Annotated in this window: 10 protein-coding genes; 4 read left to right on the forward strand and 6 right to left on the reverse strand. The window is 31.0% G+C overall.

The annotated features are described in order from the left end of the window. From Q0807_RS06445 to Q0807_RS06470, 6 genes are all read right to left on the reverse strand, one after another. A complete protein-coding gene (locus Q0807_RS06445; RefSeq protein WP_299107712.1) occupies positions 1–1,071 on the reverse strand; it encodes a response regulator in 1,071 nt (356 codons plus the stop codon). Between the two features lies 1 nt (position 1,072). After that, positions 1,073–3,790 carry a PAS domain-containing protein gene (locus tag Q0807_RS06450; RefSeq protein WP_299107714.1) on the reverse strand — a complete coding sequence of 906 codons (2,718 nt, stop codon included), beginning with the start codon at positions 3,788–3,790 and terminating at the stop codon, positions 1,073–1,075. A gap of 24 nt (positions 3,791–3,814) precedes the next feature. Next, positions 3,815–4,861: a mechanosensitive ion channel family protein gene (locus Q0807_RS06455; RefSeq protein ID WP_299107717.1), complete on the reverse strand. Its 1,047-nt coding sequence runs from the start codon at positions 4,859–4,861 to the stop codon at positions 3,815–3,817. A gap of 101 nt (positions 4,862–4,962) precedes the next feature. Beyond that, a complete protein-coding gene (locus Q0807_RS06460) occupies positions 4,963–5,730 on the reverse strand; it encodes a patatin-like phospholipase family protein (RefSeq protein WP_299107719.1) in 768 nt (255 codons plus the stop codon). A gap of 83 nt (positions 5,731–5,813) precedes the next feature. After that, the gene (cls, locus tag Q0807_RS06465) at positions 5,814–7,241 is read right to left on the reverse strand and encodes a cardiolipin synthase (RefSeq protein ID WP_299107721.1); all 1,428 of its coding nucleotides are present in this window, start codon (positions 7,239–7,241) and stop codon (positions 5,814–5,816) included. Between the two features lie 14 nt (positions 7,242–7,255). Further along, the gene (locus Q0807_RS06470; RefSeq protein ID WP_299107723.1) at positions 7,256–7,855 is read right to left on the reverse strand and encodes a DUF6134 family protein; all 600 of its coding nucleotides are present in this window, start codon (positions 7,853–7,855) and stop codon (positions 7,256–7,258) included. Between the two features lie 309 nt (positions 7,856–8,164). Between Q0807_RS06470 and Q0807_RS06475 the strand changes: the two genes are divergently transcribed. Genes Q0807_RS06475 through Q0807_RS06490 form a run of 4 tightly spaced genes read left to right on the forward strand, consistent with a single transcriptional unit; the run spans position 8,165 to position 12,943 of the window. Then, on the forward strand, positions 8,165–9,604 hold the full coding sequence (locus tag Q0807_RS06475) for a TolC family protein (protein WP_299107726.1): 1,440 nt from the start codon (positions 8,165–8,167) through the stop codon (positions 9,602–9,604). Beyond that, positions 9,601–10,575 (forward strand): HlyD family efflux transporter periplasmic adaptor subunit, encoded by a 975-nt coding sequence (locus tag Q0807_RS06480; RefSeq protein WP_299107729.1) that lies wholly within the window; start codon positions 9,601–9,603, stop codon positions 10,573–10,575. Before Q0807_RS06475 ends, Q0807_RS06480 begins: the two co-directional genes overlap by 4 nt. Positions 10,576–10,583: 8 nt before the next feature. Beyond that, on the forward strand, positions 10,584–11,765 hold the full coding sequence (locus Q0807_RS06485; RefSeq protein WP_299107732.1) for an ABC transporter permease: 1,182 nt from the start codon (positions 10,584–10,586) through the stop codon (positions 11,763–11,765). Then, entirely contained in the window at positions 11,762–12,943 is a 1,182-nt protein-coding gene (locus Q0807_RS06490) for an ABC transporter permease (protein WP_299107735.1), read from the forward strand. The genes Q0807_RS06485 and Q0807_RS06490 overlap by 4 nt, the downstream gene beginning before the upstream one ends. Positions 12,944–12,948: the final 5 nt, after the last annotated feature.

Below are 12,948 nucleotides of genomic sequence, written 5' to 3' on the forward strand. Positions count from 1 at the left end.
TTAACCAAATTCAGCAATATCCTTTAAGCTTTCTTTATCTAATAATACGAGCCTTCTGTTGGTCTCTACCGTGATTAATCCTTCGTTTTTAAACTCTGTTAGCATTCTAATAGCCGTTTCTGTTGCGGTGCCAATTAAGCCAGCAAAATCTTCTCTTGGTATACTTATACCTTTATGAGTTTCATCTGCAATCATACCTTTTGCATCTAGTTCTAACAAGGCTTTAGCTGTTTTTTGTCTTACAGAGGCAAAAGCCATATCTACTAAATGTTCTTGTAGGTCAATTAAATTATGAGACATCATCTCAATAAATTTATTAGACACTTCTTTATTACCATAGAGCAATTTTGTAAAGTCTGCTTTTGGAATACCACAGATTTCTGCATCCTCTAAAACACTAGCTGTTTCTATGTAAACACCAGAGTCACCAAGCAAAGATAATTGACCAATAAAATCTCCTTCGCCAAAAAAGCCAGTAACAAATTCTTTTCCAGATTCAGTAGTTCTGTATGTTTTTATAGTTCCGCTGTGTATATAAAATAATTGGTGTGCAGCGTTACCTTCATCAAAAATGCGTTCTTTACTCTTGTAAAATTCTTGTTTACGATTTTTAGATAATGCTTCTAAGTTGAGATATTCTGAAGCTTCATTTAGAAATTGAGTAATTCCTTCTGTGTTTTTAGAGAATTCTTTCTTTAGAAAGTCATTTTTTTTAATTCTACATTCAATAGCCTCCAGTAATTCATCTTCCTCAAATGGTTTAGTTAAATAATCATCAGCACCTAAATTCATGCCTTTTCTCATATCTGCTTTTTCAGATTTGGCTGTTAAAAAAATGAAAGGAATGCTTGCCGTTTTTGGGTTGTTACTTAAGCTTTTAAACACACCATAACCGTCTAACACAGGCATCATAATATCGCATATTATTAAATCTGGAATATTATTCAATGCTTTGTCTACACCTATTTTACCGTTTTCAGCAGTAGTTACCTCGTAATTTTCTAATTCAAGAATTTCGGATGTATTCTCTCTAACATCGTTGTTGTCTTCTATTAATAGTATTTTTTTCATTTTATTTTTTATTTAGAGGAAACTCAACCCAAAAAGTTGTGCCTACATTTAATTCGCTTTTAAATGAAATTGTGCCTCCCATAAGTTCGGTGTATTGTTTTACAATATTTAATCCTAATCCTGTGCCTTGAATATTGGTTGTGTTATTTGCGCGATAAAAACGTTGAAACATATTGTTTAAATCTTCTTTTGGGATACCAATACCTTCATCTTTAATTTCTATAACTAAATATTGGTTGGTTGATTCTATATTAAATGTAATCGGTTTATGTTCTTCGGAATATTTAATGGCATTAGATAATAGATTAAAGATGATATGTTTCAATAACTTTTGATCTAAAAATGCCGTAATATTTGGTTGTTGGTGATTAAAATAGATGTCTTGACCTTCTTTTTTAATGCCTTGGATTTCTTCAATAACAGATTTTGAAAAGTCAATAAAATTAAAAGATGATGGTTGTGCTATAATTTTTCCTTCTTGGAGTTTACTCAATGATAGAAAATCATTAAGTATTATCACTAAGTCTTTTACATTAGATCTAATTTTTGAGACATGCTTTAATCTTTTTTCCTCTTTACCAGGTGCGTTTAATTTTTCTATTAGTATGGCAGATGATAGTATAGCGCTAAGTGGTGTTCTAAACTCGTGCGATGCCATTGAAATAAAACGAGATTTTAATTCACTTAGCTCTTGTTCTTTTTTTAAGCTTTTTAATATTTTAGATTCTGCAGTTTTTTGAAGTGTAATATTGTTATGCACTAACAAAACTTGTTCTATTTTCTTTTCTGCATTGTATAAAGGTGTTGTGTTTACTAAAAATGTTCGGTTTTGATAGGAGATTTCAAAAGAACAATGTTCACCTTTAAATGTTTTTATAATGTGGGCTTTTACTTTGTTTTTCACATTATCCGGAACACCTATAAAATTGTCTAATAAAGTTTTTGATTCGGCTAATCCTTTAAATCCTAATTCTTCAACTTCTTCTCCTTCAACTAATAGTGTGTTAAAATCAGAGTCAAAAACAGCCACAAATCCTTTTGGGAAATTTTGAGAAATATTATCAAGTAAATATTTGTTCTTTTCTCTTTCGTTTTCTGCAGACTTAGTTATTAAAATTTGATCTTCTAAGCTCAAGTTAGATTCTATTAATTTCTGAACCGTAGATGTGAGTTCGTGGGTGCGTTCTTTTACCTTGTTTTCTAATTTTTCGGTATAATTACGTAAGGCTTCCTCATCTTCTTTTAGTTTTTGTTTTGTTATCTTTTTTGCAGTAATATCGTGGGTTACACCAATGATTCTTACTGGTTTTCCTGTTTTGTTTTTGAAAATTTTTCCTTTTTCGTGTAACCAGTGAACCGATTTGTCATTATGTATTACTCTATATTCTAAAGTATAAGTACTTGCTGTTTTTATAGCTTCTGATACTTTTGATTTTACATACGTTCTATCTTTAGGATGAACCTTATTTGTAAACGATTGGTACGTATCTGTATCGTTATTTATATCTAATAAATTCTCTTGAAAAGCATCTCTAACTATTTGGTCGGTAATTAAGTTCCACTCCCAAGAGCCAAATTCACCTACTTCTAAGGCCAGTCTTTTTCGTTCTTCATTTTCTAAAATACTCTTTTCAATGTCTTTTTTTTCTGTAACATCGCGAATTATAGTTAAAAAATTTCCTTCATCCGTTTGGATTATTCGCGATTCAAGATGTACTAATTTATTATTAATTTGAAGTGAGTACTCAATAGTTTGAATCTCCTTTGTTAGTTCACAATTAGTAAAACCTTGTCTAATTATTGTACAAACGTCTTTAGGAAGAATAGCATCAATATTTTTACCAATATGGTCATCGTAAGGTACTACAAGTTGATGGTTTTCGGGCGCATGTAACTCAAGGTGATTGCCGTGTTTGTCATAAACTATCATAACGTCTGGTAACGTTTTTAAGAGAACTCTTATCTGCGCTTCGTTCTTAATAATTTGCTTTTCTGCAATCTTACGTTCGGTAACGTCTCTAACAATAGTAAGAACGCCATGTGTATTTAAATGGACTACTCGAGCCTCAAAAAAATCTTCTCTAGCTTCAGTCTTAACGCTAAACTCTTCAATTTGTAATTCTCCGCTTTTAATGGCAAGACTATGAGCCTTTCTCATGATTTTAAATACATGAGAAGGTAATATTTCTTTCATGTTCTTACCTATAAACTTATCGGGAGATACAAACAGTTTTTCATCTTGTGGAGCATAACAATCGAGGTAATTTCCTTCTAAATCTTGAATGAATAGCATATCTGGCATAGCTTCTAATAAAGCCTTATTTCTAGCTTCCTTTTCAAATAATTGCCTTTCTGTTTCTTTCTGTTTTGTAATGTCTTGTATAAAACCTTCTAAAGCAGTTAAATTGCCATTAGTGTCATAAACACCTTGACCTTGTTCTAAAAAACTCCTAACTGTTCCGTTTTTATGCGTTATTTGGTATTCAATATTAAAAAGCACTTTGTTAATGATTGCTTTTTGTAGCTGTTTAGAAATTGAATTAAAATCTTTAGCTATAATCATTTGAGCTAAAGTTACTGTTCCATTTAAGAAATCCTCACGTGTGTATCCTGTTAAGGCAAAACAACCTTTACTTATAGCTTCTATTGTCCAGTTTTTATCGTTCTTTCTACGATAAAATAGACCTGATAGATTATTGATAAGGTTATCTAATTTCATATTTAGAGCTTTGTTTTAAGCATTTTAGTCTATGTTTCTACTGATATTAATTTGTCTTATTTTAGGAAGATTGTCTGCATGATTTTCTTGAATAAATTTAATTAGTTTTTCCCTTACATTACATCTTAAATTCCAAATATCACTTGCGTTTTTTGCACTAAATGTTGCCCTTAGTTCCATGGTATTTGAATCTGTATTTGTGACGAGTAACTCAGCGACATTCTTATCCCATAAGGCATCATTTTTTAGGACGTGCAATAGCTTTTTTCTTATATCAATAACAGGAAACATATAATCTACATGTAAGAATACGGTACCAATTAAGTCTTGTGTGCTAAATGTCCAATTAACAAAAGAGTTATCATTAAAATAATTAAGAGGAAGAACTAGACGTCTCCAATCCCATGTTTTAATAACAACATAGGTCAGTGTTATGTCTTCTACGACACCAAACTCACCTTGTATAACCACTTCGTCGTCAATTTTTATGGGTTGTGTAAATGCTATTTGAAAACCTGTAATGAGGTTGGCTATTGATTTTTGAGCGGCAACACCTGCTATGATTCCTATAACACCAGCAGAAGTTAATATGGTAGTACCAAGTTTTCTTACTGAAGGGATATTCCACAAAATTGCAGCAACAGCCAGCGTAATAATTATAACTACAGATAGGCTTTTTATAAAACGCAACTGCGTTAAAACTTTTCTTTCCTCTATTTTATGAATATCATTATTAGTAAATTTTTCTTTAACAACATTTTCTATTGCATTTAATGAAGCGATTAATAACCAAGAAAAATTAATGATGATGAGACTTTCAAAAACCTTTTGCCAAGAGGCGTTTATATCTAGAATATTAAACGCACTAAAAATAAATAGAATAGGAAATAGAAATTTGGCAGGTAGCGTTAAATGTTTGAGCAGTTGCTTCTTTAGAATTGTGGACTTTCTTTTAATAGAGAGTTTAATAAGTAAAAAAAGAATCCATTGTACAAGTAGACCAAGTAGTATGCAACAAAGAATTACTAAACTATAGGTAATCCAAGAATCTAAATGTGTTAGTAATTCCATTTGGCTGAAAATCATGTCGTTTACAAAACTAGATGAACCCTTTTCTAATTAAAATGACCTATGTCATTTTAATTAGAAAAAGAAAGAATGGAAGCGCTAATTTATTTTTTAAATAAAGCTTTGTTTTCTGCTAATATCGTTTTTGTAGAAGTGTAGCCTAAGTTGAAAATAGCATCAATATTATTCATGTTAAAAGTGCCATATTTCACTAAGTCCTTCGGATTTATTACCATATCACAATCAGGAAATTTGCACATTGATTCTGCGGCAACTTTAATTTTATAAGCTCTTTCAACTATGGAATATGAATGTCTTAAATCCTTAATGGTAACTTCTTTTAATGGGTTAACATAAACGCCAATAATTTTATCACAAGTTACTTTTAACGGTTCTACAGGGAAATTATTTAAAGTTCCACCATCTACATAGTATTCACCATTGATTTCGGTAGGTGTAAAAACACCAGGAAAAGATGCTGAAGCAATAATGGGTTTAATGAGTTCGCCTTTGCTAAATATTTTTGAAGTGCCATCTACAATATTTGCAGCAGTAACAAACAATGGCTTTTTTAAAGTATCAAAATTATCCTCAGGAAAAAAGGCTTTAAGGTCATCATAAAAGTTCACGGAATTTAAGAAACCAGGTTTGTTGCGTGCATATCTGTAAGCACTAAAAATAGTTATGGTTTTAAAGAAACGTAATATTTCGGACCAAGAAACGCCTGCTGCGTATAAACTACCTACAATGGCACCTGCACTAGCGCCAGAAATATGTGTTGGATGTATGCCTTCTTCTTCTAAAGCTTTAATTACGCCTATATGAGCTGCACCTCGCGCACCACCTCCAGAAAGTACCAATCCAATATTCATTTAACGACTTATTATTTGTTTTATAAAGGTATTATGATGATAGTTATTCAATTTGACATCTAAATTAATCTAAAAATATGATATTATAAAACAGGACTAAATACTTTGGCGATGCCTTCTTTTAATCGTTCTGTTTTTGGTCTTTTTAGATATTGTTCATAATCTAATGGCTCACTTTTTTTACAATCTTTTAAAAAGTCTTGCTTTAATTCTGTGGTAATATTGCTATCGTAAATTAAAACGTTGACTTCATAATTCTCTTCGAAACTTCTAATATCTAGATTTGCAGTTCCTATCGTGGCAAGTTCATCATCTGAGATAATTACCTTGCCATGTAAAAAACCATCAGGATATAAATAGATTTTAACACCTGCGGCTAACAAATCTTCAAAGCTTGAGCGCACAGTCCATTTTACCAAAAGGCTATCTGAATTTGCAGATAATAATAATCTAATATCTACACCACTCATTGCTGCAACTTGTAAAGCTTCTTTTAAAGCTTCTCCAGGAATTATATAAGGATTGGTTATGTAAACATATTTTTTTGCACTGTTAATTATTGAAAAATAATGTTGATGTATGGAAGAGAAATCAGAATCTGGACCACCAGCAACAACTTGCGCAATAGAATTATTATCTGTTGTGTGTTTTACTAAGTATTTTGTATTTAATAAGTTATCTGTACCACTAGCAAAACTCCAATCCATAGCAAAAACGGCTTGTAGACTATTCACAACATTGCCTTTTAATTGCAAGTGCATATCGTACCAATTCCCCAATATAGGATCACCAGAGATGTATTTGTCAGCGACGTTAATACCACCTGTAAAACCATAAATACCATCTACAATAACTATTTTTCGATGGTTTCTGTAATTTATGGATGAAATAAATTTACCAAAATGCATAGGTAAAAATCCATAAACTTCTATGCCTTCTGCTTTAAGGCTATTAATATATTTATTACTTAATGATCGGCTTCCTAAAGCATCGTATAGAAAACGTACTTCAATACCTTCTCTTACTTTTTGAATTAGAATGGATTTAAATTTTTCGGCTAAATCACCTTCTTCAAAAATATAATACTGAATATGAATGAACTTTTTTGCTGTTTCCATAGCTAAAAAAATAGCTTCAAACGTAGAAGCCCCATTTTTTAAAGGAATTAATTCATTTCCAAAAGTAGGATTGAAGTTAGAACCTTTAGTGACAAGTTTAACTAGTTTTAAATGGTTTTTAATGGCTATAGGTACATTGTTTACTTTGTCTATATGATCATTGTTTTCAACCTTTTCTAGATATTCTGAAATAGCCTTAGTTTTCTTAAGTGTATAGAATTTATTCTTTTTTCGGTTTCTGCCAAGTATAAAATAAAACAACATACCACCAACCGGAATTGTAAAAATAGCTAACAGCCAAGCCAACGTTTTTGTGGGACGCACACCATAAAGCAACAATCTGCCCATTAAAACGAACGCTATAAGAAAATATATAATTAGAGCTATCGTCATAATTTTAAGTTGTATTAGTTTTTGGCAATAATTTCGAATTTAATTAATCCGCTATCTATAGTTGCCTTTTTTAAAATCCCTTTGTTGTAGTAGTAAATGTTTTCTCGTCCTTTAGAATTAATTTTTTTATACGAATGATTTCCTAATGCCATTATGGTATTAAAACTTCCATCTTGTTCAGAAAAGCACTTTTTTATGTTTTTTGGCTCTTTAAAATAAAGTTGAACCGTTGTATAATTAATTGAGTCTGTTAAGATTTCATTGTCTTCATCATTTTTTATAATTTGATAATCTGAATCATTCCTCAGCGTCTGCGTTTTGGCATGTGGCTTTTCATTTACGGTAATATCTACTTTAGAGGATTCTAACATGTTGTTTTCAAAAGCGACATCATATTTGTAGTGTACTCGTATTTCTTTTATAATTCGAGTTTCAATTGTTGTTGAACTCTGATAGTAAGTTATAGAGTCTTTCAAAGTTTTCGTGGCATTTAGGCTACCAATTACTTTTCCATTATGAACGACATCAAAATAAAGGTTTTTGTTTAAAGTGTTATTGGTACTTCCCCAAAAAACAAATAAACTTATCACTAGCAGATTTCGAAATATGTGCATGCTTAATTCTCTTATTTAATACAAATTAAGGTAAAAATAAAAAGGTGAACAATGACCTTAATCATATTCAAGATTGAATTAAGTACAGGCACTAAATCACTAGGGCAAATGAATTTATTGACACGTGCTAGAAGTGTTGGTTTTGATAGTTTTTTTTGAAATTAAAAGAAGAAAAACACTGACATAGGTCATGTTTAATTAGGCTTATGAACAGTACTTTTACTTAAATTTTATCACTAAATGTTCAATTTACAAATGAAACATTTGATTTATTTATATTCAAAAAAAACAATTAGTATCATTAACATTATGTCACTAATGTTGCTCTGTAATTTTTATAGTTATGGTCAAGAAAGAACAATTAGTCTTTCTGAAGCTTTAGAAATTAGTTATTCTAATAACGAGAATATAAAACGCTACGCAGAACGTGTTGAGCAAAAGAATTACGAGGATAAAGCCGCAAAGGGTAATTTTTTACCTTCCATTAATCTTCTTGGAGTTTATACTTATTTAAGTGAAAATATGGAGGTAAATACATCTCAAGTTCAAAGTTCTTTAGATGATTTAGGAGGAAAATATGGTGCTGCTTTTATACAAGCTTATGGAGATCAGATAGGCCTATCTGGAGTATCTGCAGAAAGTGCATTCAGTACTTTAGTCGGAGTTTTAGAGCAATTTCCTGCATATCCCAATGTAATTGTAGACAACCAACAGATTTATACTGCAGCAATAACAGCAACACAACCCATTTTTACAGGTGGAAAAATTATAGCAGCTAAGAAGTATGCCAAGGCAGAACTAGAATCTTCTGAAATAGAATTTAAACAAGTTAAAGACGAAATAGCAACTGAGCTTATAGATCGTTATCTCACAGTTGTTTTGTTAAAGCAAGTAATTAAAACACGTCAGCAGGTTTATGAAGGAATGCTAACACATAAAGCACAAACAGAACGTGCAATTGAATTAGAGATTCTGCCAAAGCATGTATTGTTAAGAGCGAAAGTAGCCGTTGCTGATGCCGAAAAAGATCTAAACAATGATAAAAACAAATTAAAATTAGCAGAATTAGCTTTGCGCACCACTATGAATTTATCTGATGCTGTGCCACTTAAAGTAATGGATAGTATTGGCTATCAAAACCTTAATTTCAATTTTAATGAACTTTTAGAAACAGCAAATACAAATCAACCGATGTTAGAATTGATTGACCAGAAAGAAATTATGGCTAAACAGGCTTATGCGTTAGAACGATCTAAGTTTATGCCTAATATTGCTGCTTTTGGTACTTATAACATGTTTCGTGAAGATTTACCCATTATTCCTCCAAAATTTATTGTAGGTGTGCAAGCACAGCTTAATATTTTTAATGGTTTTAAAGACGTCAACAAACTTAAAGCTAGTAAGCATTTGAAAGAGGAAGTGAAAAATGCAAAAGCATACGCTTCGCAACAAATTAAACTCCTAGTAGAAAGTAATTATATGAATACGCTTAACCAACAAAAATTATATAATAGCCAAATAACTACAGTAGAACTCGCAAAAGAAAATCTTAGAATTAATACCAGACGTTTTGAAGAAGGACTTGGTAAATCTATCGATGTCATTGATGCCTCTTTGCTCTATGAAAAATCTAAAATAGAACAACTAGTTGCTTTAGACGGTTATTACAAAGCTATTGCTCATTTGTATAGTGCTATTGGACAACCAGAAAAAATAATACCAATCATTAGTAATCAAATTTTACCATGAAAAAATCATACATCATATTAGCTATTCCGATACTTATTATACTATTCTCTATTGTATATTTTTTGGTTAGGTCTGCTACTCCAGAACAAGAAATATATGTTGGTATGCTAGAAACTACTGAAGTGAATGTATCATCAGAAATTCCTGGACGTGTAAATTCTATTTTAATCGAAAAAGGAAGTGTTGTAGAAAAAGGACAAGTTTTAGCAACACTAGAAGCAGATATTTTAGATGCCAAAAAAGGACAAGCTGAAGGTATGGTAAAAGCAGCACAGTCTTTAATTGAAAAAGCACAAACAGGAGCACGTAAAGAGGAAGTTAGTGCATTACAAAATCAATACTTAATGGCTAAAAGTCAATTTGATTTTGCCGATAAAAGTTATAAACGATATCAAGCACTTTATGCAGATAGTATTATTTCTAAACAAGAGATGGATGAAGTACAGTTTAAATATGATGCTGCTAAAGAACAAATGAATGCTGCGAAATCTATGTGGGAAATGGGTAAAAAAGGGACTAGAAAAGAAGATATAAAAGCAGCACAAGGAAGTTATGAAAGAGCGCAAGGTGCGTACAATGAAGTAGAAGCTTATTATGATGAGTTAGATATTGTTGCACCAGCATCTGGTATTATTAGCAATCAAATTGCAGAAGAAGGTGAGGTTATGGCTTCAGGCTATCCAATTGTTACAATTCAAATACCCGAAAAAATATATGCTATTTTCAATATAAGAGAAGATCATTTATCTGATTTTAAAATGGGAACAACATACAAGGCTAAGGTGCCTGGATTAAATAATGAATTCGTTAATTTTAAAGTCACTTATATTTCTCCTATGGCAGATTTTGCAACTTGGGTGCCTATAAAAGCAAAAGGTGAATATGAACTTAAATCATTTGAAATTCATCTAAAACCACAAGAACGTATTGCAGATTTGCGTCCAGGAATGTCGATTCAAATTATTAAATAATCATCTCCATGAAATGGTCTGTATACCATATTTTTAAAAGGGAAATGAAAAGATTGTCTCGGCAAAAATCTGCCAGAAATCTATTTTTAATAATTCCTTTTGTTGTCTTTATTTTATTGGGTTTAATTTACTCTAAAGGTGCACTAAGAGAAGTTTCTATTGCAGTTTATGATAATGATAATAGTGAATTAAGCAGAACTTACATTCGTTCATTAGAGGCGTCTCCTAACTTAGACGTTATCTACTATATGTCTTCAGAAGACGATTTAGAATCTGTGTTTGTAGAAAACGAAGTTCAAGGTATATTCTATATTCCAAAAGACTTTTATAAAGATGTACTTAAAGGTATTCCTGTTGATGTAAAAATTTATATCAACTCTACAAATATTGTTTTTGGAAATCTGTTGTATAAGTCGGCATCAGAAGTGACACAACTAATGAGTGCTGCTGTTGTTGTGAAAAATATAGCATCTTTAGGTATAAATCCCAATAAAATATTGGGAACTGTAATGCCAATAGATGTTAATACTAAAGTTTTAGCAAACCCTCAGTACAACTATATTTATTATCTATTACCTGGTTTGGCAACGGTTTTAATACAGATGATTCTATTTTTTGCCGCTTCAAGAGCCTTTAATAACGAATGGAAATTAGATACCTATTCAGATTTATATGCCACTGCTAATGGAAATATTATTACCATGATTTTAGGTAAATATTTAGCCTATCTTGTATTTGGTTTAAGTCTATGTGGGTTTTTATTTGCAATAGTATTTCCCATTTTTCAGATTCCTATTTATGGTAGTATAGGTTCACTTTTAGTACTACTTTTAATTTTTCTTACCGTTAATATTTTTCTGGGTTTTGGAGTCTCGTTTCTCTTTAAAAATGAAATAATTGCTTTAGATGTGGCTATTTTTTATAATTCACCAGCCTTTGTGTTTAGCGGTTTTACGTTTCCTATTTGGGCCATGCCTTGGTTTAATAGTGTGTATGCTCAAGTTATCCCTTATACACACTTTTTAACAGGCTTCTTAAAAATTTACCAACTAAATACACCTTTCAAGTTTATAGTACCCGAAATACAGAGGCTCTTTGTATTTCTTTTAATTGGCGTATTGATTATTGGTATTGGATTAATAGTTAATAGAAAGACTATATTTCTGCACCCCAAAATGAGTACGATATGAACTTAAAACTCATTTGGATATTGCTCAAAAAAGAAGCCAGCTTGGTCTACAACGACCATAGTATTCTATTGGCTTTGTTGGCGGCACCTTTACTTTATTTTGCTTTAATGGGTTCTACTTATTTTAATAAAGATGAAGAGGAGGTAAGTGTAGGTATTGTAGATTTAGATAACTCGCAAAGCAGCAAGTCCTTTTTAAATAAAATTAACGCCACTCAAAAAATAAATATAACGAATAGTTACATCAACTTGGCTGAAGCTAAAAACGGATTTTACAGTTTTGATGTGCAAGGATTAATACATATACCAAAAGGGTTTGAAGAGAAATTAATAGCGCAAGAGAGTACACCAATTGGTTTAATTCTTAATAATTCTAAATTTCTGTCTTCTAACGATATTAACAAAGCGGTCAATTTGGTCGCTATGGAATATGCCGTAAACTCTCGTCAAAAGTTTTTTGAATCTAAAGGTATAAACCCTTCTTTGGCAGAATTAAAAGCGCAACCTATAACGGCACAAATTAATGCAGTTTATAACCCAACTAATAATTATGGTAATTTTTTACTACCAGCATTATTTATTCTTATTTTACATCAGACGTTACTAATTGGTATGTCTGAAAGTGTCGCCTACGACCGAGAAAATAATGTTCTAAAATCTAATTTTGAAGAAAGTAATTACAGTTTCCTTAATTATATATTAGGTAAAACAAGTTTTTATCTATTACTCTATTTTGCTTATATGCTGCTTACTTTTTTTGTTGTGTTTCCTGTTTTTGATTTACCATTAAATGGAAGTTTTTTTACATTGATTATGGTCTCTTTTTTGTTTTTTATGGCGACCATATTATATGGATGGTTTGTGTCGTCTTTTTTTAAATCTCAAGCCAAGGTTATGGAGATAATGGCATTTATATCGTATCCTGTTTTTTTAATTACCGGAATCACTTGGTCCTTTAAAGATATGCCACTAGTATTACAATATGTTTCAAATTTAATTCCATTAAAACCTTATTTCGAATTTTTAAAGAAACATACTATAATGGGTGTGGATAGTAGATTATACAATTCTGAAATCATTCACATACTTCTTTTACTATTAGTTGGGTATGTTGCTGCTTTATTGAGATTCTATTATTTGAAAAATCGAGTTTTAGAATTAAAGTCAAAACCGATTTAATAAAT

It is taken from the genome of uncultured Winogradskyella sp. (assembly GCF_947495255.1).
Lineage (GTDB): Bacteria > Bacteroidota > Bacteroidia > Flavobacteriales > Flavobacteriaceae > Winogradskyella.